Source organism: Affinundibacterium fentianense (genome assembly GCF_018139545.1).
GTDB classification, from domain to species: domain Bacteria; phylum Pseudomonadota; class Gammaproteobacteria; order Burkholderiales; family Burkholderiaceae_D; genus Undibacterium; species Undibacterium fentianense.
Map to the genome: position 1 here is coordinate 260,260 of NZ_JAGSPJ010000003.1, position 22,713 is coordinate 282,972.

The following is a 22,713-nucleotide window of genomic DNA, read 5'->3' on the forward strand; positions in this document are numbered from 1 at the left end:
TGAGGATCAATATACAAAATAAAAAAGCCTCGAGACCGAAGTCGCGAGGCATTTCTATTTTGTGTGTAGTGTGTTGCTTATTTTCTTAAGCAGTTTCGAACTTAGTTTCTAACTTAGTTTCTAACTTAGTTTCGAACCTAGTTGCGAACTAAATTCAGTACTTCGTGTAGTGCAATCGACGATGGACCTTTTTGGTTTAAGCCCAAGATCCATCATCGATCGACAGCTTTTTACATCATGCCGCCCATGCCACCCATACCGCCCATGTCATGACCGCCCATTGGTGCAGCTGGTTTGTCTTCTGGTAATTCTGCAACCAATGCGTCGGTTGTCAAAATCAAACCAGCCACAGACGCTGCGTTTTGCAATGCAGAGCGTGTTACTTTAGCTGGATCGAGAATACCCATTTCGATCATGTCGCCGTATGTGTCGTTCGCTGCATTGAAGCCGTAGTTACCAGAGCCACCAACTACAGCATTGATCACAACACTTGCTTCGCCACCAGCGTTCGCAACGATTTCACGCAATGGCGCTTCGATTGCTTTCAACACCAACTTGATACCTGCATCTTGATCAGCATTGTCGCCTTTGATCACGCCAGCTGCTGCACGAGCACGCAACAAAGCAACGCCACCACCAGGAACCACGCCTTCTTCAACTGCAGCACGTGTTGCATGCAATGCGTCTTCTACGCGTGCTTTTTTCTCTTTCATTTCAACTTCAGTTGCTGCACCCACTTTGATCACTGCAACACCGCCAGCCAATTTCGCTACGCGTTCTTGCAATTTTTCACGATCGTAGTCAGATGTTGCTTCTTCGATCTGCGCACGGATTTGTTTTACACGTGCTTCGATGTTGATCGCTTGACCTGCGCCGTCGATTACTGTGGTGTTTTCTTTGCCGATTTCTACGCGTTTTGCTTGACCCAAATCTTGCAAAGTTGCTTTTTCCAAAGTCAAACCAACTTCTTCAGCGATCACGTTACCGCCTGTCAAAATCGCGATATCTTCCAACATCGCTTTACGACGATCACCGAAACCAGGTGCTTTCACCGCTGCTGTTTTCAAGATGCCACGGATGTTGTTAACAACCAAAGTTGCCAATGCTTCGCCGTCTACATCCTCAGCGATGATCAACAATGGACGACCCGCTTTTGCTACTTGTTCCAATACTGGGAGCAAGTCACGGATGTTGGAGATCTTCTTGTCGAACAACAAGATGAATGGGTTTTCCAAAATCACAGATTGTTTTTCTGGATTGTTGATGAAGTAAGGAGACAAGTAACCACGGTCAAATTGCATACCTTCGACGATATCCAATTCATTGTCCAAAGACTTACCGTCTTCCACAGTGATCACGCCTTCTTTGCCCACTTTGTCCATTGCTTTAGCAATGATGTCACCGATGTTTTGGTCAGAGTTTGCAGAGATAGAACCAACTTGTGCGATTTCTTTGTTAGTCGCTGTTGGGCGAGACAAAGTTTTGATTTCAGCGACCAATGCTGTTACCGCTTTGTCGATACCGCGTTTCAAATCTGTTGGGTTGAAACCTGCTGCAACATATTTGAAGCCTTCGCGAACGATTGCTTGTGCCAAAACTGTCGCTGTAGTTGTACCGTCACCAGCGTTGTCAGAAGTGCGAGAAGCTACTTCCTTAACCAATTGTGCACCCATGTTTTCGAGCTTGTCTTTCAACTCGATTTCTTTCGCAACAGACACACCGTCTTTCGTTACGGTAGGTGCGCCATAAGAGCGTTCCAATACAACGTTACGACCTTTAGGGCCCAAAGTTACTTTAACTGCATTCGCCAAAACGTTAACACCGTTAACCACTTTTGCACGTGCGTCATCGCCAAATACGACTTGTTTAGCTGCCATGTTTATATTCTCCGAATAAGGATGAAATTCTGAATTTGTTTGTTAAATCCGCGCAAAAAAAGAAGCGCAAATTTGATAAATAAATACTGTGTAAAGAAGGTATGAATAAGCGTAGCGAGCAGTTGAAGCTTGAGTCGAGAAGCGCAATCGTACAAGGGTACGATGAGCATCGCAGGCTCAAGATTCGGCTGCGCAGTAGCTTAGTCGTACCTTATTTTTGGACGATTGCGAAAATATCTTCTTCGCGCATAACCAATACTTCATTGCCATCAACTTTGACAGCTTGACCAGAATATTTACCGAACAATACGCGGTCGCCTACTTTCACTTCCAAAGCACGCACTGTACCGTTGTCCAATACCTTGCCGTTACCGACAGCCAGTACTTCACCTTGATCTGGTTTCTCTGCTGCTGCGTCAGGCAAAACGATACCGGATGCTGTTTTTGTTTCTTGATCCAAACGTTTAACGATAATGCGATCGTGCAGGGGACGAAGATTCATACTAACTCCTAAAAAAATTACAAAAGTAAAATTACCAAAGTAAATAAAATTGCAAAATAAATGACTTAAACCTATCCAGCTTTGCTCGACTAAGTACGTCCAGCGCACTAAATAAGAGCAGAGCAAGTCTTTTCAAGTCCTATTTCGCCAGAAAAATCTTGCTAGAGGAAATTGCAAACAAGTCGATCAGGGATACTGAATCTGCATTGTTAGCACTCTCTCTCGCTGAGTGCTAATTATATGGGCGGGGGTGGGCTTTTTCAAGGAAGAAAGTGGAAAAAAGCAGTTTTATTTTAAAAATCATGGGCTTAGCTTAATTTTTTTGGAGCTGTGCGGGACTAAGCTGTACGCTAAAGGAGGCGTTTTTTTCGGCTTTGTCCTAGATTGTTAGGTTATCCATTGGACTCTTGACGCCAGCACCTCCAATTTTTAAGACGTGCGTATAGATCATGGTCGTACTCACGTCTGCGTGACCCATAAGCTCTTGGACTGTTCGAATATCGTAACCTGATTGAAGCAAATGTGTCGCAAATGAATGTCGTAGAGTATGGGGTGAGGCGGGTTTATGAATCTGCGCAGCCTCCTTGGCTAGCTTAAAAGCGCGCTGAAACGTGCGGTCATAAAGATGATGGCGACGAATGACTTTGCTGCGTGGATCAACAGAGACAGTCGCTTGAGGAAATACCCAGTGCCACGCCCAAGTTTGGCCAGCAGATGGATATTTTCTTTCGAGCGCATAAGGCATTTCAACCCCAGACTGATTGTTTGCGCGGTCTTTTGTCCAGAGTGTCTTGGAATGAATTAGCTGTGCCTTTATGTGTTCGATTAAGCTTAGCGGCAACATTAAAGCGCGATCTTTGTTCCCTTTACCAGCTCTTACAATGATGGTTTTATGAAGGAAGTCGATGTCTTTCACTCGTAGTTGTAGCGCCTCATTGATACGCATGCCGGTGCCATATAGAAGTTGCGCTAATAAAAGGTGTTCGCCAGATAAACGAGAAAAGATCGCCCGAACTTCATCAACCGACAGCACGACAGGCAAGCGCCGTGCAGTCTTTGGTTGGCCGATCTCTTTTAGCCAAGGTAAATCGATACAAAGAACCACTTTATACATAAATAAAATGGCAGAGAGCGCTTGACGATGAGTGGAAGGGGACACTTGCTTATGGTTTGCTAAATAGCTCAGGAAGGCCTCGACTTCTGGTGCTCCCATCTCGGTTGGGTGGCGCAACTTGTGAAATCGGATGAAATAGCGGCACCAATACACATAGACTTTCTCAGTGCGCAAGCTGTAATGCTTATAGCGAATTGCTTCCTTGACACGATCAAGAAGCTTGGTAGAATGCAGCTCCATTGCAATGACGCTTTCTGTAGAAATTTTAATACTGTACAAATATACAGTATAACTCTGGAAAGCTAATGTACAAAAGACTTTGTAGAGGATCTATGAAAAGTATTATGCGACAAGTTGCTTTTTCGCCCGTCATTTCGCCGTCTATATCTAGTTAAGCATCAAATGGTAACTAAATGGAATTCGTAGAATCTTGTAGATCAATTAGTCCAATAGACTTGATCGAAGTAGAAAATAAAATTGGTTATCAACTGCCGGAAGAGTATAAATTATTCCTGCTAAGCCATAATGGTGGCCGACCTGTTCTAGATGGTGTGCGCCATGAAAATGAGCACTTTGATTATGTTGGTTATTTCTATGCAATACGTGGAGAAATGTACCACGATGATTTGGTTCGCCAAATTGGTGAGCACAAAGATATGATTCCGGAAGGTTACTTACCAATAGGTGAAAGTCCTGGCGGAGACATTTATTGCATATCGTTAAAAGAGCCAACAAAGGGTTCTATATTTCACTGGGACCACGAAGAAGCTAACTACGATGGTGAGCCGTGGGAATATAACATGACCAAATTGGCTCCATCACTTACAGCTTTTTTAGAGGGGCTGTGTATCGGCGAGTAAAATGCTTAACAAATCAATCAAACTGATGGTTTTTAAGTCGCCATTTTGCGCATGGCTTCGCCATTATTGCGCAAACAGTCAACTTAAAAACCACAGTTTATCTCAGCGTTAGGCGAAATATGATCCAGCTATTACTTATTCCCGGTGCATCAGTTGGTTCAATTTCAATCGGAATGTCACGTGAGTCTGTTTACGAAACGACAGGCGAACCTGATTCAACTTTTTTGAAGTCACGTTCCTCAACGAACCCAGTTGAGGTTTACAATTTGTTTGGTTTGCATGTGTATTACAGTTCAAATGGGTGCGTTGAATTCATTGAATGCTTTAAAACAAATGAAACTCAGCTCATGCTAGGAGGGACGACATCGGTTTTTGATACAGATGCAAACTCCCTAATATCAACTTTCACGGAGGCTCTTACTCTGATAGAAGAAGAGCCTGGGAGTTGTTATATTTCCAAAGTACATGGAATTTCTTTATGGCGGCCTACTGATGAAGAAAGATATTTTCAAGCCATTGGCATTGCAAATGGCGCCTACTTTGCGTAACTATCGCCTAACCAGTCATTCAAGTTCGCTACACTTCGTTCCGCCGGACGCGCTGACGCGCGCCGCTTAATTCCGCGTTAGATTCTTCATGCTCACACAAACAGACTTGGTGGCATCCATTGGTGCATACGAGAAAGAGATTCAAGAGGCGCTTCGTATCGCCAAGACCCTCACTCTGCCCGAGCCAATAACGTTATCTTTTCGACTTTCCAATTTAACAGTAACGGAAATTGAAAGATTGGCTGCAGCCCTTCCTAGCGGGCATCGGAAGGAGGACAAGGATGCGGAATACATATATGTATTTACGTTGGCCGATTCCAGTGCAGATTTACTGGAAGAAATGCTTTCTGCTTTCGATGAGGCTCGTGAATTTCAAGACACAGATGAATACGATGGAAAAAAGAATCTGTGCAAACCAAACGCAATCTCAGAGGCAACGCGTGCAATTTATGTAGGACGCTCATACAGACCACGCGATCGACTAAAGCAGCATCTGTCAGAAAGCAGCTCTGGGACATATGCAATTCACTTTGCCATGTGGGCATCTGAGCTGAAGGTTGATGTGAAATTTAGTCTTTACAGATTCGCCGGGCTTGGTAACCGTGTTATTCAAGTGTTGGAGGATGGTTTGTGGGACAACCTGCAACCACTTTTAGGTAAACGAGGAGAAAAATGAATCTAACTATTCATTCCGCCGGACCTGCGCGAAAAGCCGCGCAGACCGGTGAATTCAAACGTTATATGCCAAGATGAAAACACACCCTATTCAAAACAGCGACGGCACTTTGAGAGGCTTTGAAATTTCAAGTACTTGGGTTTTATTTTGGCCACTGTTAAAAGTTCTGAAATCTGTTGAGGGTGTGTCTGAAGTCAAACGGCAATGGTTTAACGAAGATCGAGTAATATTTAAGTACTTTAACGTTCCCGCAGTTATTAACGAGCCTTGGGGGGACAACAGTAGATATTGGGTTGGCTTACAAGAACCTGATGTCCATCCCAGCATTGATATCTCGCCGTTAAGGCTGGCTTTTGAAAACTACTCGGGCTTTACAATTTTTTATCTAACTAAAAAGGTGCCAAGTAATGGCATATAACAAGCCGCTCAAATCGCTTCCTTCGGTCGCTCGGACTTTGCTACGCTACGCTTCGCAAAGCCTTTTAGCTCGGCGTTACGAGTCAGTACGCGTATGAGAAAAGAATTAGTCGAAATACTGTCTGATGCGTCGAATAATGCGGTGCTCAGACACCCGAATAGGAGTTTTCCAGGATCGCTGATTCAGGGCGACTCTTTACATGCGCTAATTTGTGACGTGGACGAAGCCAAGCGTGAACTGAATTTGAAAAATTTTGAAGAAGTGTCAGAAATTTTGGGCGGCATTTCGGAAGCTTTACATGAGCGCATGAGGGTCTATAAAGCGGCATTGAAGGAGAACAGCATTGCTCTACCATTTAACGACTCATAACACGGCGCTCGACGCCCACGCGCTGCGTGGGTCAGCTTGGCGTTGTGCACCAAACCAATAACTAACACTTAATTATTTGGAGGGTAAAATGAGTTTTTTAAAAAAAATTTTCGGTTTTGCTTTTTATGTACTCATGGGGTATATCTGGATTAATTGGTCCTGGTCTAATCAAGATAAGTGGTGGGGTACTCCAGTAATATGGTTTTTCATTTTTATGTGGTTCATCGGATTCCCATGGCTTTGGTGGGAAGAGGGTAAGGAAAAGAGGGCATTTAATCGAGAACAACGAGAATATAAAAAATGTAATTGGTGCAATAAGCAATTTCAATGGATTGATTCGGGGTCTCGTTACCACTGCTGTCAACGCTGCGAAATAGAGAGTTCCAAGCGTTAGAGGACATGCACAACTCAACAATCGACTCGGACGTTTTGCGCCCGTCATTTCTACGTTAGATTGCTCATGAGAATCTCGTACGATCAGACTTTTCAAACACCACTAGCTGATATTGGCGCGGAACTCGTACGAATGATCAAGGACCGCGACTACATTCTGATTGCAGAACGCTTTGGTTACGCGAAAGCGTTTGATAGGCCGCTCGCTGAAGCAATTGCTACCGATATTGATTTTTGCCATATTGAAGAAGGACGAACCGCGGTTATCAGCCTAGCTAATGAAGCACGCATACTTGTGAAGTATTTTAAACAGCCAAATAGTTCTAATCTCTTCGGGCTGGTGGAGTGTTTCTTGCCGCTCGAGCAAGACGCTGGTGAGTTGTTGGCAGAACTCATTATTACTATCAAAGACCAAGAATTTTACGTGTGTCTCGAAGATGTCTCGTATATAGCCTAACAGGATAGTCGACCAGACTGGCCATAGTCTGGTTCAGTATGTTGTTAATTTGTGTGTGGCCATCCGCTCACTGTTGCGTTATATCTAAAGGAGTAAACCAAAATGCCAATGATTCCGAGTTTTTTTGCAGCGGCAACATACACCGCTCTTAAGTTGGGGGGATATTACTGCTTTGGAACGGTGGCAAATAAAAAACTAGAACAGAATTTTCCACCGTTAAAATTTGCGTTTATTAAAGTGGCGAGCGGATTCGTTGGAGGGTTCCTTTTTTTGCTGGCATTTTCCGCACTTGTTGGAAAGCGTGATCCTTCTGACTTTGAAATGCTTTTAATTCTATTTCCAGTCAGATATATTATTTGGCTCATTGTCTTAGGGCGTTGTTATAAGCTATTTGAACGTAGGTTGATTTTGGTTTTCGCCAGTTTATTGGGAACTTTTGTCTCTTATTTCCTCGACTTTATTATGTGGGTGTTATTCGGCATATTACCTGGAATGGAGATGGGGATTTGTTGAGGTACTTTTCGAATCACTTAAAATCATTACGGGTGCACAATTCAACATTAAGTTTCAATGAATCCAAATGAGTGATCTCAAAAAAAACAAAATTACTTGGACTTGGCAACGAGTTTTTTCCGCAGTGCTTGCCTTATTGGGAATTGTGCCAACATTGATCTTTCTTAGTCATGTAATCGTCACCGGAACTTGGCCTTCCTTAACAACTATTTGGGTCAGTTTCGTTGCGAGCCCGGTGGGATCGTATTTTTTTGGATGTTACGCATTAACTGGAATCCTTCCGAAATTTATGCAACATAAAAACATAACAGGTCAATCCAGAGAGAATCGCACATGACTAATTTACATAGATTTTTGACCGTCGTGGCGATCTCGTCCTTTAAGCGTTAGATGGCAATGCCAACGCTAGTACTACTTCCAGGGATGGATGGAACAGGCGATCTGTTCGCACCTTTCTTGGAAGCTCTTGGAGACCAATTCAAGACTCAAGTCGTCCGCTATCCGACTGACCAGGAGCTTGGCTACGACGAGCTGTTGGCGCTCACGCGGCGTTTTCTTCCTATCGACGAACCCTACATCGTTCTTGGTGAGTCCTTCTCTGGTCATATTGCCATCTCACTCGCTGCGGAGGCCCCTCCACTTTTGCGCGGGCTCATCCTGTGCTGCACTTTCGTCCGTAATCCTCGCCCCGCGTTAGAGCCACTCAAGAGTCTTCTTCCGTTTGTTCCGCTCCACTGGTCGCCATCCGCCGCACTCGGTTGGGCTTTGCTCGGCTCCTTTGGGTCAATCGCTCTCCGTGCTGCAATTGCGGGCGCCGTGCGGCGAGTCGCGCCGAAGGTTCTTCGAGCGAGGCTGCGTTCAGTTGCTTCAGTCGATGTGTCGGCCATGTTGGCTACTGTAAAGGTACCGTGTCTGTATTTGCGGGCGTCCCGTGATCGTATGGTGCCGGCTAGCGCCTCAGTGCATATCCAGGATGTATTGCCATTGGTCTCGGTGGTACAAATTAATGCGCCGCACTGCCTATTGCAGGCAGAGCCAGCACAGGCCGCTAGGGTCGTTTCATCGTTTGTCAGCGAGGTTCAAGGCGCCCTCTGACCAGTCGTATATGGACTCTCCCGAAAGTACAAGAAATTGATCAATAGATTTTTCGCTTCGAATAAGCCTGCTTCGACTATCCGGCATCTAATGTGGAATCTATTGTGTTCCGTGCCGACATGGAATCTGCGTGATCATTGCGCCACTCGCTAGTTTAAGAAACATCGGGGAGGAGAGAAGCTGCGGGAAGCGCAGTTTAAGCATGATTGGCGCTCAATGATCTGGTTGCGTTCCGTTGTGCCATGATGGGTACAATCTCTACGCAAAGCTAGTGGGAAATCATTCCCTCAATTCTCAATGGGTGATTTAAGCTGGCATTGCAAACGAAGTCCTTTCTAATTTTTTATTCATACGTTGTATGGTTCCGTGGTCCTCGCCGTCACGTAGTGTTGTATAAGAAATGCTGACCAATTTATTGGCTAGTAGAGACGCCAATAGCGATCTTCCACAAAATTCAAACACTCCCGATGCGCTATACCAAAGCATTGAAGCGGCGAATCGATAGCGTCGACGGTCGCAAACAATACAGTCGAAGACTCGCAACCGTAGAACCTGTATTTGGCAATTTTCGCTACAACAAAAAGCTCGATCGTTTTACGCTACGTGGACAAAAGAAAATGAATACGCAATGGCACCTTTACTGCCTCGTTCATAACATTGAAAAATTAGCGCATCATCGATACGCGATGTGAACAGAGAGGTTGAGAAGAAAGCTCAAATTGCCCGCAGACTTGCCTCAGATAGCTGCTTTGTGGCACATTGCCACTTATGAAATTAAATTTTTACTAATCCTATGAAAACTTCAGAGACGCCAGTGCATGCTTTGCTTGGTTTCTGGGTTTTTATACAGCTTCGTTGGGCGTAAAAACAGAAAAAAGGAAATATATGGAAAGTCGGAAAGTAAATAATTTAACTGTTTTTATCCCATCAAAAGACTTCTCAATAAGTTGTAAATTCTATGAAGATTTGGGTTTTCAAAAGACAGTTAGCAATGGCAACGCTTTTCGTTATGAAATAGATGGTTTTGGTTTCTGGCTACAAGATTATTACGTAAAAGAATGGGCTGAAAATTGCATGCTTTGTTTGTATGTTGAAAATATTCAATCTTGGTATGAAAGAATTAAGCAATTGAACCTACCCGAAAACTACGCTGGGCTTGCAAAGGTATATTCGGAACCGCATCAAGAACATGGGAGTTTAATCATGAATCTTGGTGATCCCTCGGGAGTTTTGTGGCATATATACCAAGGTGCCTAACAATTTGTATATGGACTCCTACCAAAGTACAAGAAATTAATCAGTAGTTTCGGCGCGTGAAATAAGCCTGCTTCGACTATCCGGCATCTAATGTGGAATCTATTTTGTTCCGTGCCGACATGGAATCTGCGTGATCATTGCGCCACTCGCTAGTTTGAGAAACATCGGGCAGGGGGAACTGGCTGAGGCGCAGTTTGAACATGATCGGCGTTCAATGACTTGCTTGCGTTCCGTTGTGCCATGATGGCTACAATCTCTACAGCAAAAGCTGTTGGGAAATTATTCTTTCAATTTGTTAGTGGTGATTCAAACAAGCATTGCATACGAAGTCCTCTCTAATTTTTTATTCATGCGTTGCACGGTTTCGTAGCCTTCGCAGTCACGCAGTGTTGTATAGCAAATGCTGACTAATTTGTGGGCTAGTAGAGACGCAAATAGCGATCTTCCACGAAATTCAAACACTCCCGATGCGGTATACCAAAGCAAAGAAGCGGCGAATCGATAGCGTCGATGGTCGCAAACAATACGGTGGAAGATTCACAGTCGTCGAACTTGTATTTGGCAATTTTAGTTATTACTAAACGCTCGATCCCTTTACGCTGCGTGGGCAAAAGAAAGTGAATACGCAATGGCACCTTTACTGCCTCGTTCATAACATCGAAAAATTAGCGCATCATCGATACGCGATGTGAACAAAGAGGTTGAGAAGAAAGCACAAATCGCTCCCATACTTGCCTTAGATAGCAGCTTTGTGGCACATTGCTTTTTATGAAATAAAATTTTGTTCATCCCGTGAAATCTTCAGAATCGTCAGGATTTTGTTTGAATAGCTTTTGGGTTTTTTACAGCTTCGTTAGTCCTCGTTGGGTAAGTCTCTCGCAATCCACATGTTAAAAGGGAACATCATTATGCCAAAGCGCAACATCCCCATCGAAGCGTCTGAATTAAGGCCAGCAGCGCAGATAAAAATTGCAACAGAGTCGTTTGAGCGAAGCGCTGAAAATGTGGACACTTATGCCACAAAGTACGGCTACGAGCCATGGCGCGTGAGGGTAATGGACGCCCAACGTTCGTCAGTTCACTTCGTGAATTTGATCAACAAAGATCCGTCGGAGTTGGCCTCTGCAACCTTACTTTTTCAGGCGAATGGTTACTCGTTTTCTACTGCCCACAACGCTTCGTGGAAGGATACGAAAGCCAAGATAGTTACACCTTACTCTGTGTTGATTGATGGAGAAGATATTCGTCCGTTAAGGAGGCGTTCAGCACAGCTCCTCTATGGGGAGATGCCGATTCATGCCTTCGATAGCTTTAGGTTGTTCGACATTATGTCCGCAGTCTCGCTCTGGTACTTTGAGAGGCGTGATTACGATGGAACACCTCTCCCAGAGAAAATATTCGTCAATCCCGTTCTGGGTTGCACTCTCCGTTGCAAGTCGTGTTCGAGGCTTCAGTTCCTAAATAGAACCACCGAGTACTCTGAAAACCTTGAGAAAATTACCGCCGAAATCTCAGCACAGATTGAGAATAAAGACGATCTGAAAGTAGTGAATATTTCCACTGGAGCATTGCCAACTGCTGAAGAAGACCTCGAAATGTTTACAGCGATAATTGAAGCATTCCGTCGAAAGGAGTTTCACGCTGCTCGCTTCAGCATTCAAACCGCAGCACTTTTTACACAGACTCAATTAAATAAGCTTAGGTCAATTGGCGTAGATAGATTTTCAGTAACCATGGACGGGACATCAGACAACGTATTGAAGCGGTTGTACAAGGCAAAAGGGCCTCAGACGATAGATGGCTATTCCAAGATGATTGAAGTTCTAGAAGATACATTTCCGAAGGTCGGTATACATATGATCCTAGGGCATGATTCAATGGACACGATAAAGCGAACGTCTGAGCGATTGGCGAGCCAAGGGAATGCGGCAGTTCACCACTACATCCCTAGAATCTTTCTTCCTAGTCAGTTCGCAATATTACATCCTGAAGCCATCAACATGGGGCTCGAATACTACGTTGCGATGAAGCGTTTTATCGACGACCTAAACGACGCTAGGATGCCCAAGATGGATCTGTTGAATCCCTTCTACGGCCTCCAGCCAAACGAGTTTAGTGAATAGCCTAGTTGCCTTAACAGAAGAATGTACCGTTCTGGTGTTGGCAAGCGAAACGAGTCCTACCCTACAATACATGGTCCCTCCAAAAAAAAGTACAAAAAATTAATCAATAGATTTAGCGCTTCGAATAAGCATGCTTCGACTATCCTGCATCTAAAGTGGAATCTATTGTGTTCCGTGCCGACATGGAATCTGCGTGATCATTGCGCCACTCGCTACAAGCGACAGGCTTAAAGCTGCCGGAAGGGTTATCGGCGTTCAATGATCTGGTTGCGCTCCGTTGTGTCATGATGAGTACAATCTCTACGCAAAAGCTGGCGGGAAATCATGCTCTCGATTCTCAATGGGTGATTTAAGCTGGCATTGCAAACGAAGTCCTTTCTAATTTTTTATTCATACGTTGTATGGTTCCGTGGCCCTCGCCGTCACGTAGTGTTGTATAAAAAATGCTGACCAATTTATTGGCTAGTAGAGACGCCAATAGCGATCTTCCACAAAATTCAAATACTCCCGATGCGCTATACCAAAGCAATGAAGCGGCGAATCGATAGCGTCGATGGTCGCAAACAATACGGTGGAAGATTCACAATCGTCGAACTTGTATTTGGCAATTTTAGTTATTACTAAACGCTCGATCCCTTTACGCTGCTTGGGCAAAAGAAAGTGAATACGCAATGGCACCTTTACTGCCTCGTTCATAACATCGAAAAATTAGCGCATCATCGATCTGCGATGTGAATAAAGAGTTCGAGAAGAAAGCTCAATTCGGCTCCCCACTTGCCTTAGATAGCAGCTTTGTGGCACATTGACACTTATGAAATTAAATTTTTACTAATCCTATGAAAACTTCAGAGACGCCAGTGCATGCTTTGCTTGGTTTTTGGGTCTTTATACAGCTTCGTTAGATTTCACGGAGGTTTCCCATGCTCAGAATTATCGCCGCAATACTCATGCTCGGCCTAACGTCAAATGTTTGCTTCGCCGGCGAAGGGGACGATCAGGCCAACTCGTTCGCCAACATTTACGCATCGCTTTGCCTGAAGAACCTGTCGAATCTTGAGGCTCTCCGAGAAAAACTGAAGCCTATGCCAAAGCTTCCTCCGGAAAAGGCCGCGATGTTCCTCGCTGGTAACCCCGGCGACGCTTGGCCCGTTCCGGACAAACACGGAACGTTTGTGCTTGCTCTTCCGAGTGGCAAAAATCTGTGCGTGGTGCATGTGAGAAGGGCAAACACAGAGGCCGTAAAGAAGCTATTCGCTGGACTGGTTTTAAACGCGCCATCCCCGCTTGTCGCTAAGCAAGTACGGAATGAGCAAGCGCAAACCATCGCAAATGGTCAGACACAAACCGTCGCCTATGAATGGTCAGTTCCAAACGCTCCCCGAAAGATGTTGTTCACTCTCACCACTGCTGCTTCGAATACCGCACAACTACAGGTGCTTGCTTCAGCCGCAATCATCGGCCAGTGAAATCTAACATGGCGTTCAACCTCGCTCCATTCGGTCGCTGGACGCTGCGCGATAAAGCCGCGCAGCGCCGGTTAGCTCTACATTAAATATCATATGAACGTTATCCACTTCGGCTCGCAGTCCGAGTTTATTGCGATTGAACTTCCTAAGTCATTTTCGGATGAAGGATGGGCACAGATTGATGTTGAAATTGCTGTGAACTGCTTTCGCGGCAAAGTAAGGCCGTGGGTTGATGATGGTGATTTTGAGCGATTCACGAAAGCTCTACGCATTCTGTATGACACTTTAAAAGGTGAAGCCGAATTTACACCGCGTGAAGGGCAGTTTACGTTAAAGATGGTCGGAAAGAGTGGCGGTCGTATTGAAGTTTCGGGTGAAGCATGGTCACAAGCGACCTATGAAAATAAATTGGAGTTTACGCTAGATCTCGATCAAACGTATTTGCTTTCGCCTTTAATTGAATTAGAAAGTATCATGGCTCGGAACATGAGAAAAGATATTCAACATGATTCCTTAAAATGACGGAACTATGCTCTTTTGAGTTTCTTTTTTTTGACAGTCGTTGATCGCTGTCGGGATCGAATTATTGTGAGAGTTTAAATGGATTTAAGTCGTGCTGAAGAGCTACAAGAGGTTCTAACTTCGATTGTTGATTTTCCAATCAGAGACTGTTCTCCAAAAAGCCAACTCAGTAAGACACTGGCTGTCAGTTCTCTGCAATTTGCGGCTGCAATACGTGTTTTATGTGGTTCTGGTTTGGTATTGGGGGCAGGTGTTACGTTGCGCGCTCAGTATGAGGCAATTGTTCGCAGTGTTTGGGCTTTATATCGAGCCACCGAGAGTCAAGTTCAGCGTTTATCTGCGGATCTTACGCTTGAGTCTCAACAGGCGAGTAAGAATATTCCAACGGTTAATGCGATGATTCGTGAACTTGAGAATGTTCCACAACTGGAAAATCTATTAATTTCGTTGAACGAATTTAAATCTAGCTCTTGGGGGCCGCTAAATTCATTCGTACATTCGGGAATACACGTGGTGCATTGGACAAAAAATGGAGCGCCGCCACAGCTACTGGAAACTATTTTTCGTTCAAGTAATGGCCTTACTCTTATTTCGTTCCAGCTACTAGGTATTTTAACGGGGCGACAGTACATACAATCTGAAATTTTCTCAGCTGCGACCAGTTATGGCAATATTCTTCCTAATGCAAAGTAATACTTCTAATCAGTAAATTACCTTCGTATCTTAAGTGCGGGATAGTATTTTGCTGTGCTGATTGATCGAGGAACAAAGGATCACATGAAGAATCTAATTTTCATCCTATTCGCGCTATCTGCTGGCATGGTCGAGGCTGCGAGTTTTAATTGTTTGCTCGCAAAAACCGTAGTCGAAAAAATGATTTGTGCTAATCCCACAATTTCGAAGGCGGATGAGTCTCTTTTTTCTTTGTATGGGAGTATAAAAAGGGAAGCCAGATATCCGAATGATTTGATCAAAGACCAAATCGCTTGGCTAAAAAAGCGAGATGCTTGTGCGACAGATGTTTGTTTGATCGAAAAATATCAGTCTCGAGAATCCGAGCTAAATGATTGGCCGCAAAAAGAGGCAGAAAAAACTAAAGCCATAGAAAATTGTACCGATCGTCCTGAGTGTTGGCCCGAGGGAAGTGCCATGCATACCGGTCTTACTTTAGTGGCGACACTGCAGAAAACGTCGGCGCAATTGAGATCTAAGCATCTCGAACTCATTGATTTGCTGACGCAGTCGCCTGATTATAACGGCGAGAAATATCCGGATTCTCGTGTGATTGCTGCTTTAGAAGCACAGCAAATCTCATGGGAAAAGTATCGCTCTGACGAGTGTGAGTTGATAGGCTCGCTGACCGGGGCAGGGGGATCATGGCCATCGACCTACGCAAATCGTTGTGAAGTGAATTTGACTGAAACACGTCTCCGTCGCATCACGTCAGCGATCCGATGTATTCAAAAAATCCCTTTAGAAAATCGTTGGATGGAGCAAGCAGCTTGCTTACAGCAACTCGCACCCTTGGCCAATAAACTCTAAGTATGCAATGGGTCGCTACGGCTTTACCATTATCACACATGGTCACGCATAGTCACCCATTCCTATGTTAAGCAATTTACATTAGACCATTTTTACCAAGATTTTCAGATTCGACAATGCCGATGCTAGCAATTCACACCACCCTGACAAAGAACGACATCACTAGAGCGGTTTTCGTGCGGCTTACTCGTCCGCGTGTCCTCTTTAAGGTATGGCTTGGTTGGACTTTGTTTGTTGTGGTCTTGCTTGCCGTTGTTCGTGGCATGCCAGCTACTTTGATCGACTTGTTTGTCCTCAGTGTATCAGCAGTGGGTGGGGCTTTTTTTTCTGTGTTGATATCCGTAATCTTCACGCTGGTGCGTATTCGTAGTGCGATTCAGCTTGGCGACGGTATCCTCGGTGATCATTATTACGCTGTGACGGAACAAGGTCTGATGGAACGTACTTCAGTCAATGAAACTCTGATTAATTGGAGCGGGGTAAAGCGTGTTGAGAGGGATAAACAGAGTGTGCTGATTGAGTTGGTCAGTGGTGCATTTCATCTTATTCCGAAAAATGCATTCACTTCAATCGCAGAAGAAAATGCATTTGTCTCTGCGATTCAATATTATTTGCAAGGCGATCTTCAACACCGTGTTCAAGATAATGCAGCAGGACGTTCAAAATAATACGATAGAATCAGTATGGAATAATTACAGACGTTGAAGTTAATCGTGAGGATGATGTATGAGTCTCGCCCATTTCATTTCGCTTCAAAATAAAGACCCTGGTTTTGACACTTTTGTGAACGGCAAGGCGATCGCTCATGCTTCCGATGCGTTGGAGAGGATCGCAGAACAAGAGCAAGTCACATCGATCATGTCGTTTTATGGAAAAAAATGGTATGAAGCCGATCAAGGCTTACAAACTGTGCGCGCATTGATGGAATATTTGAAGACCAATCCGACCGCTGTCGAGGATGCTGATGAGGTGATTGAGGATTTGAAAGAGTGGGAAGATGTCTTACTCAAAGCGAAAACCGCTGGTATCAAATGGAAAATGAAAATTGATTATTAAGCGTGCGCGATACCGCATGAAATTAGTTTTTTGATGATAAGAGGTAGCTCGTCTCGATCCTTGTCGTGTTGATCTGTGTGGTGCGTGTTTCCCAATTTTGTGGATGGTTGTGTGCGATTGGTCGATGGGAAATCGATTGTCTGAAGTTTGAGAAAGGAGTGTTCTATGGGTGCGAATGAAGTTGTCAAAGGTCCTGCTTCGTATTTTCCATCAATCGAGAAGAAATATGGAATGCCGATTAGCCATTGGCTAGATTTATTGCAATCAAAGAAAACCTTGAAGCATATGGAAATGCTTGCTTGGCTCAAGGCCGAGTATCAACTTGGGCATGGTCACGCAAATGCGATCGTTGCCTATTTTCGTCAACAAGAAGGACTATGATTTTATTGCTATGGGTGGGCTCATAGCATTCTCTGTAAGTTGGGAACAGGTGTTGATTTGTTTGTCAGCTTGCTGGTTCTACCGCATAAAAATGCTTCCTAGCTATATGGATGATTGATTCGAGCGTAGAATAGGGCACATCGGTGAGGCATTGCGATAGATTAAATGGGAATCGCGCATCGAGTGCTAAGCTGTTTTGACGAACAGGGTATTTTAGGATTGTATGTCTCAAGGAATTTCTCAGATTGCTCAATTTTACGGCGAACTACAAACTACTGTTTGTCTGTATTTGATCAAAAACGCCGCGAATGCGGTCTTGCTGTTGCAAGGCGAAGATGGGCTTGTGATGCCTATTTGGTCCTCGGAAGCGCGCTGCCTGCAATTTCTTCAACATCACCCGCAGCATGCTGAATTGCGAACTGTGCGGGTCGACTGGCATGATTTTCAACAAACTTGGTTGAAAGAGTTAAAAGCTAAGCATTGCAAATTGGGAATCAATTGGCAAAATCAGCCCGATCTCGTCGGTCAGCAGGTCGCGGCTCAGCAGACCTTGTTGAATCAGGAAGAATTTTTGCTAGCAATGGGATATCTTGATCAACGATCTTTGCATCCAACTTTGTATGCATTCATTATGTCGAAAGAGGAGCGGGCTCTGTTTGAAGGTCTCGCTGCGACGTCGCGATACTATTTAGAGTTTGGCATGGGCGGTAGTACATTACATATGATTCGCCATTCTAATGCGCAAATTTATTCGGTCGAATCGAGCGAGGAGTGGATCGAGCAAATGCGTCGGTACCAAGTCTTGCGCGAAGCAGAATCATCGCGGCTGCGGATCGTCGGGGTGGACATTGGTCCTGTTGGAAAGTGGGGCTATCCCGTCTCCACTGAATATCAGAACAACTATCCAGCGTACTCAGAGCAGGTGTATCGTATCCTTGATTGTACGCAGCTCGATCTCGCCCTGATCGATGGACGGTTCCGCGTCGCTTGCGTTTTAAAATTGGTGATGCAATGTGGTGCCGGGCATCCAGTCAAAATTGTTATTCATGACTTTTGGAATCGACCGCAATACCATGATGTTTTACGTTATCTCGATGTGATTGCCAAAGCAGATACGCTCGGTGTGTTTAGTATTAAGAAAGAAATCGATTCGCAAGCGCTGGCGAGGGACTATGTGCAGTTTGCCGCGAACCCAGAATGAGATGGAATAGGATGGCTGAACTTATTTTACGTGACGCAGTCGAGGCAGATTTTCCTAGCATTCTTGCGATTAATCATATTGAAGAACAAAAGACAAGCGCAATGGATGGGGCGCGATTAGCCGAATTACGCGGTATGGCGCACTATTGCTTGGTGGCGGAAATCGATGGTGAGGTCGCAGCATTTGTACTTGCTTTTCGTGAGGGTGCTGCATATCAGAACGTCAATTACGAGTGGTTTGCCGCCCGCTATCCACGTTTTATTTATGTGGATCGAATCGTTGTCAGTCGTGATTTCGCCGGACGAAAAATTGGGGCTCAGTTGTATTCCGCATTGTTTGCCGATGCCCAAGCGAAAGAGATCCCCTACATCACATGTGAATACAATATTCAACCTCCCAACCCCGCCTCACAAGCTTTCCATGACAAATTTGGTTTTCAGGAAGTCGGGAGCCAATGGGTGGCGAATGGCAGCAAGCAAGTATCGCTACAAGTTGCCTCGGTACCCGACCAAGCCTAGATCAGATTGGGATCAGGCTTCGGTTTGTCCCGTTCCTTGCACCTATCTAATATTTAATCGGAATCGATACGAATTATTCGACAACACCGCGAGGTTGCCGAATTAATTAGGGATGCACTAAGAAATCAATCACGATCTCGCCTGGTTCACGTGAAATGTAGGCCATCTTAATTTTGTCACCAAACAGATCGCCGATTTGATGGAGCAAAGGAATAGGATCATGATCATTGCAAAAACGCATGGTTTCCCCTGGCATTAATGCAGACAGCGCACCAAAAATCGCCGCGTGTCGAAAACGTTTCGCGACGCCGCGTGCATCGAATGCATAGATACCTGCTTCGGTTTGTGGACGTGAACAATCGTGTGACATATGAACTCCTTTAGAATTGGTGTAGACAACGTGAACCTTGAGATAGCTTTCTCGTATTGGGTGATTGAGTGAGTCGCTAAGTGCTGTTAAGTCGACTTTTTGCTCGCCAATTGAGGATAGACTTTGACCGATTTGTGGGCGAGAAAAAGATCATTTGTCGATCGAAATTCTTGATGCACATCAGCAATTAATTCTACGTTCAAGCTCGGTCAAATGATCAATTTGTGCTATTCCGCTGCTAGAATTCGCTTTGGTCAGTGTAGTCAGTGACGATGTTGAATAATCGCGTAATGAAAGAAATAAAGCTATGAGCAATCCTTCAGAGCAGCAGGGCGAAGCAGTCAGTGAATTCAAAAGCAAAAGTGGCTTAAAGCGCATTTTTTCGGCGTTTTTCTATTCCCTCGATGGCTTAAAAGCAGCATGGCGTCAGGAACACGCTTTTCGGCAAGAATTGATTTTGGTTGTGATAGGCGCGGTGATTGCCTTGAGCTTACCGGTTTCCGGTTTTGAAAAATTAATGATGATTGCGGTTTTGGTATTGATGTTGATTGTTGAATTGCTCAATTCTGCAATCGAAGCGGTGGTTGATCGCGTTTCTTTAGAGCGTCATGCTTTGTCAAAAAATGCAAAAGATTTTGGTAGTGCCGCAGTATTGCTGACTTTTTTGTTAGCCCTTGCGACTTGGACCGTTATTTTGTTTGATCGTTTCTATTATTGATGCCGACTGTTGATGTCGACTGTTGGTGGTTTCCCCCACGATATGAAGGTTTAAAGTGGCTAGGCGTGATTGCTTAGCCCTTGTTCGGCATGATTGGATAGTCGCTGTAGCATGATTGGCCACTAGCCACAGATCGCGAGTGGATAGGAGGCGCGACCTCACAGCGATTAAATTTGGAATCGGTACACCAAATCATTTTTCAATGCGTTATGGAAGTACATTCACTTCCTAGCGAGTTGATCATGCTACTGCAAAAAATCTTTATTCGAATTGGCCTTGTGCTGGGTCTGATGTTGACCTGTTTGCATCCAGCGTGGGCGCAACGCGACGATGGCGATTATCAGATCTTACAGGCGCGTTATGGTACTGAAGAACGGAATGTCGATGTCACGGATGTCTTGAAACAATTGGCTCGCCGTGATCGCCTATTTCGTATGGAAAACGAAGTGTTTGGCGTCGACCCGCATCCAAGACGTGTCAAAACCTTGCATATCTATGCCCGTAGTGATCGAGGTGATGTGCGAACATTCGAATATCGCGAAGGCAGTATCGTGGATGGCGCGATCTTTCAAGGCTGGGGTGGCGGGCGATGGGGGCGTGCGAACGACTATCATGGACGTTGGGATGACCGTAAGGAATTCGCTGAACGTGATGATCGCGGCCGGGCACAGTGGCAAGATGATGGATTATTTTTAATCATGAATGCACGCTATGGCACGCATGAGCGCAACATTGATGTCACAGACCGTTTGAAAGACTTGGCGCGTCGTGATCATCAGTTTCGAATGAACAACCGTAGTTTTGGTTTTGATCCACATCCTAATCGTTTAAAGACCTTGACGATTTATGCTCGTGGGCCACGCGGTGAAATGCGGACCTTTGAGTATATCGAAGGTAGCGTTGTCGATGGTAATCTGTTTAAGAGTTGGAGTCGTGGTGAATGGGGGCGCAATGACGAATTCCGTGAGCATTCTCGCTACGACGAAGGGCGCTACGGTGCGAATGATCATTACCGCGATAGCGAAGAGGAACGTGAGCGTGATCGACGTGTAGACTGGGGCCGTCGCTCAGAAATTTAAATTGTAAAAAACGGATTCATGGCGCATGAATCCGTTTTTTATTCAGCAAAGTTGTGATGACTTTGGATTAATGGACGAGCTCGGTTCAACTTTGAATGTCAAAACTAATTCCTTGTGCGAGTGGCAAGGCGTGACTGTAATTCACTGTGTTGGTCGAACGGCGCATATAGGCTTTCCACGCATCGGAGCCAGATTCACGGCCACCACCGGTATCTTTTTCTCCCCCAAAGGCACCGCCAATTTCCGCTCCTGATGGACCAATATTGACGTTTGCGATGCCACAATCACTGCCAACATCGGATAAGAAAAGTTCGGCTTCGCGTAGATCGGTCGTGAAAATACTCGAAGATAAACCTTGTGGCACTGCATTATTCCAAGCGATGGCTTGGGCTAAATCGGAATAACGCACAATGTACATAATCGGGGCAAACACTTCATGATGCATTTGCTCGGTTTGCGTTGGCATTTCGATCAGGCACGGGCGAACGTAGTAAGCAGCGGCAGTGTTCGTTGGAGTCACTCGCTCGCCACCAGTGACCACACCTTGCTCTTTTTGCGCGGCGACGATCGCTGCTTGCATTCCATCGAAGGCCGCTCGATCAATTAAGGGCCCCACTAAGGTCGTTTTGTCGAGTGGATTGCCGATGGGCAGTGAGCTGTAGACTTTTTTCAAGCGGGGAACTAGCGTGTCATAGATAGAATCATGCACAAACAGGCGACGTAAGGTCGTGCAACGTTGACCCGCTGTTCCCACTGCCGAGAACGTGATTGCCCGTATGGCCATCTCTTGATCAGCACTCGGCGCAACGATCATTGCATTGTTTCCTCCTAACTCCAGTATGGTGCGCGTGAGACGACGGGCACAAACTTCCGCAACTTGGCGACCCATGCGGGTACTGCCTGTCGCTGAAACCAAGGCGACGCGATGATCTGCCACCATTTGCGCGCCGGCTTCCCGTTCTCCAATGATGAGTTCGGCCAATCCAACGGGTGCGTCGATTCCTTGTGTTGCATTGTTTTGCGCGTTGAAATGCATCATTGCTTTCAAAAACAGCGCTTGGGTCGCGAGTGCGGTAAGTGGGGTTTTTTCTGAAGGTTTCCAGACAACGGCATTCCCACACACGAAGGCGAGTGCCGCATTCCATGCCCACACAGCAACGGGAAAGTTGAACGCGGAAATGACGCCTACAACGCCGAGTGGATGCCAGACCTCCATCATTCGATGACCAGGTCGCTCGGATGCGATGGTTAGACCGTAGAGTTGACGAGATAGGCCGACTGCGAAATCGCAAATATCGATCATCTCTTGCACTTCACCGAGTCCTTCTTGCAGAATTTTGCCTGCTTCCAAGGTGACTAATTCACCGAGCTGCGTTTTGTGCTGACGTAACTCTTCACCAAATAAGCGAATCAATTCACCTCGACGTGGCGCGGGAACTTGACGCCATTGGCGTGCTGCTAACTCTGCGCGTTCGAGTTTTTGTTCGATTTGTTTGCCGCTATCAATGCGTAGACTGGCGAGCAATGCACCGTCGATCGGAGAGTAACTATGGAAATCTTGTCCTTCAAATTCTTGAAGGTTGACACCGAGTTGACGTAATAAGGTTTGAATATCTGGTGGCATGATTTGAGTTTAGTGAAGTTAAATTGACACGATA

27 protein-coding genes and 2 pseudogenes are annotated in these 22,713 nt (G+C 45.2%); 24 read left to right on the forward strand and 5 right to left on the reverse strand.

The window, feature by feature from the left end; all coding sequences use genetic code 11:
- Positions 1-230: 230 nt before the first annotated feature.
- The 3 genes from groL to KDM90_RS08830 form a co-directional block, all read right to left on the reverse strand.
- The gene (groL, locus tag KDM90_RS08820; RefSeq protein ID WP_212675234.1) at positions 231-1,877 is read right to left on the reverse strand and encodes a chaperonin GroEL; all 1,647 of its coding nucleotides are present in this window, start codon (positions 1,875-1,877) and stop codon (positions 231-233) included.
- A gap of 211 nt (positions 1,878-2,088) precedes the next feature.
- The gene (groES, locus tag KDM90_RS08825; protein ID WP_189346449.1) at positions 2,089-2,379 is read right to left on the reverse strand and encodes a co-chaperone GroES; all 291 of its coding nucleotides are present in this window, start codon (positions 2,377-2,379) and stop codon (positions 2,089-2,091) included.
- A 379-nt stretch (positions 2,380-2,758) separates the two neighbouring features.
- Positions 2,759-3,733: an integron integrase gene (locus tag KDM90_RS08830; protein WP_212675235.1), complete on the reverse strand. Its 975-nt coding sequence runs from the start codon at positions 3,731-3,733 to the stop codon at positions 2,759-2,761.
- Positions 3,734-3,906: 173 nt separating this feature from the next.
- Between KDM90_RS08830 and KDM90_RS08835 the strand changes: the two genes are divergently transcribed.
- From KDM90_RS08835 to KDM90_RS08940, 22 genes and pseudogenes are all read left to right on the forward strand, one after another.
- Positions 3,907-4,353: an SMI1/KNR4 family protein gene (locus KDM90_RS08835; protein WP_212675236.1), complete on the forward strand. Its 447-nt coding sequence runs from the start codon at positions 3,907-3,909 to the stop codon at positions 4,351-4,353.
- Positions 4,354-4,472: 119 nt separating this feature from the next.
- The gene (locus KDM90_RS08840; protein WP_212675237.1) at positions 4,473-4,901 is read left to right on the forward strand and encodes a hypothetical protein; all 429 of its coding nucleotides are present in this window, start codon (positions 4,473-4,475) and stop codon (positions 4,899-4,901) included.
- 88 nt (positions 4,902-4,989) lie between these two features.
- Entirely contained in the window at positions 4,990-5,577 is a 588-nt protein-coding gene (locus KDM90_RS08845) for a hypothetical protein (protein ID WP_212675238.1), read from the forward strand.
- A 73-nt stretch (positions 5,578-5,650) separates the two neighbouring features.
- The gene (locus KDM90_RS08850; protein WP_212675239.1) at positions 5,651-5,995 is read left to right on the forward strand and encodes a hypothetical protein; all 345 of its coding nucleotides are present in this window, start codon (positions 5,651-5,653) and stop codon (positions 5,993-5,995) included.
- A gap of 93 nt (positions 5,996-6,088) precedes the next feature.
- Positions 6,089-6,364, forward strand: coding sequence for a DUF6959 family protein (locus KDM90_RS08855; protein ID WP_212675240.1), 276 nt, complete (start codon positions 6,089-6,091; stop codon positions 6,362-6,364).
- Positions 6,365-6,824: 460 nt separating this feature from the next.
- The gene (locus KDM90_RS08860) at positions 6,825-7,214 is read left to right on the forward strand and encodes a hypothetical protein (protein ID WP_212675241.1); all 390 of its coding nucleotides are present in this window, start codon (positions 6,825-6,827) and stop codon (positions 7,212-7,214) included.
- A gap of 102 nt (positions 7,215-7,316) precedes the next feature.
- Entirely contained in the window at positions 7,317-7,727 is a 411-nt protein-coding gene (locus KDM90_RS08865; RefSeq protein ID WP_212675242.1) for a hypothetical protein, read from the forward strand.
- Positions 7,728-8,123: 396 nt separating this feature from the next.
- Entirely contained in the window at positions 8,124-8,822 is a 699-nt protein-coding gene (locus KDM90_RS08870) for an alpha/beta fold hydrolase (protein ID WP_212675243.1), read from the forward strand.
- 467 nt (positions 8,823-9,289) lie between these two features.
- On the forward strand, positions 9,290-9,514 hold the full coding sequence (locus tag KDM90_RS08875) for a transposase (RefSeq protein ID WP_212675244.1): 225 nt from the start codon (positions 9,290-9,292) through the stop codon (positions 9,512-9,514).
- Positions 9,515-9,707: 193 nt separating this feature from the next.
- The gene (locus KDM90_RS08880; protein WP_212675245.1) at positions 9,708-10,079 is read left to right on the forward strand and encodes a VOC family protein; all 372 of its coding nucleotides are present in this window, start codon (positions 9,708-9,710) and stop codon (positions 10,077-10,079) included.
- A gap of 596 nt (positions 10,080-10,675) precedes the next feature.
- Positions 10,676-10,771, forward strand: a pseudogene (locus KDM90_RS18455) (transposase); the annotation flags it as partial.
- Positions 10,772-10,987: 216 nt separating this feature from the next.
- Positions 10,988-12,202 carry a radical SAM protein gene (locus KDM90_RS08890; protein ID WP_212675246.1) on the forward strand — a complete coding sequence of 405 codons (1,215 nt, stop codon included), beginning with the start codon at positions 10,988-10,990 and terminating at the stop codon, positions 12,200-12,202.
- A 639-nt stretch (positions 12,203-12,841) separates the two neighbouring features.
- Positions 12,842-12,937: pseudogene (locus KDM90_RS18460) on the forward strand (transposase); the annotation flags it as partial.
- Positions 12,938-13,149: 212 nt separating this feature from the next.
- Entirely contained in the window at positions 13,150-13,668 is a 519-nt protein-coding gene (locus KDM90_RS08900) for an NMCC_0638 family (lipo)protein (RefSeq protein ID WP_438947430.1), read from the forward strand.
- Positions 13,669-13,761: 93 nt separating this feature from the next.
- Positions 13,762-14,190 (forward strand): WapI family immunity protein, encoded by a 429-nt coding sequence (locus KDM90_RS08905; RefSeq protein WP_212675248.1) that lies wholly within the window; start codon positions 13,762-13,764, stop codon positions 14,188-14,190.
- Between the two features lie 78 nt (positions 14,191-14,268).
- A complete protein-coding gene (locus KDM90_RS08910) occupies positions 14,269-14,883 on the forward strand; it encodes a DUF6988 family protein (RefSeq protein ID WP_212675249.1) in 615 nt (204 codons plus the stop codon).
- 84 nt (positions 14,884-14,967) lie between these two features.
- Positions 14,968-15,732, forward strand: a complete 765-nt coding sequence (locus KDM90_RS08915) for a lysozyme inhibitor LprI family protein (protein ID WP_212675250.1) — start codon at positions 14,968-14,970, stop codon at positions 15,730-15,732.
- A gap of 122 nt (positions 15,733-15,854) precedes the next feature.
- Positions 15,855-16,400 carry a YcxB family protein gene (locus KDM90_RS08920; RefSeq protein WP_212675251.1) on the forward strand — a complete coding sequence of 182 codons (546 nt, stop codon included), beginning with the start codon at positions 15,855-15,857 and terminating at the stop codon, positions 16,398-16,400.
- Between the two features lie 58 nt (positions 16,401-16,458).
- A complete protein-coding gene (locus tag KDM90_RS08925) occupies positions 16,459-16,788 on the forward strand; it encodes a hypothetical protein (protein ID WP_212675252.1) in 330 nt (109 codons plus the stop codon).
- Between the two features lie 165 nt (positions 16,789-16,953).
- A complete protein-coding gene (locus KDM90_RS08930; protein ID WP_212675253.1) occupies positions 16,954-17,169 on the forward strand; it encodes a DUF4287 domain-containing protein in 216 nt (71 codons plus the stop codon).
- Positions 17,170-17,392: 223 nt separating this feature from the next.
- Positions 17,393-18,370, forward strand: a complete 978-nt coding sequence (locus tag KDM90_RS08935; RefSeq protein ID WP_212675254.1) for a DUF2750 domain-containing protein — start codon at positions 17,393-17,395, stop codon at positions 18,368-18,370.
- A gap of 11 nt (positions 18,371-18,381) precedes the next feature.
- Complete coding sequence (locus KDM90_RS08940; RefSeq protein WP_212675255.1) at positions 18,382-18,888, forward strand: GNAT family N-acetyltransferase; 507 nt, start codon at positions 18,382-18,384, stop codon at positions 18,886-18,888.
- A 106-nt stretch (positions 18,889-18,994) separates the two neighbouring features.
- Here KDM90_RS08940 and KDM90_RS08945 read toward each other — a convergent pair whose 3' ends face one another.
- On the reverse strand, positions 18,995-19,258 hold the full coding sequence (locus KDM90_RS08945) for a DUF2249 domain-containing protein (RefSeq protein ID WP_212675256.1): 264 nt from the start codon (positions 19,256-19,258) through the stop codon (positions 18,995-18,997).
- Between the two features lie 307 nt (positions 19,259-19,565).
- Here KDM90_RS08945 and KDM90_RS08950 point away from each other — a divergent pair, with 307 nt between their 5' ends.
- Both KDM90_RS08950 and KDM90_RS08955 read left to right on the forward strand, forming a co-directional pair.
- Complete coding sequence (locus tag KDM90_RS08950) at positions 19,566-19,976, forward strand: diacylglycerol kinase (protein ID WP_212675257.1); 411 nt, start codon at positions 19,566-19,568, stop codon at positions 19,974-19,976.
- A 242-nt stretch (positions 19,977-20,218) separates the two neighbouring features.
- Positions 20,219-21,055, forward strand: coding sequence for a hypothetical protein (locus tag KDM90_RS08955; protein ID WP_212675258.1), 837 nt, complete (start codon positions 20,219-20,221; stop codon positions 21,053-21,055).
- 85 nt (positions 21,056-21,140) lie between these two features.
- Here the strand turns inward: KDM90_RS08955 and amaB are convergent, their stop codons facing one another.
- Complete coding sequence (gene amaB / locus KDM90_RS08960; protein WP_212675259.1) at positions 21,141-22,679, reverse strand: L-piperidine-6-carboxylate dehydrogenase; 1,539 nt, start codon at positions 22,677-22,679, stop codon at positions 21,141-21,143.
- Positions 22,680-22,713: the final 34 nt, after the last annotated feature.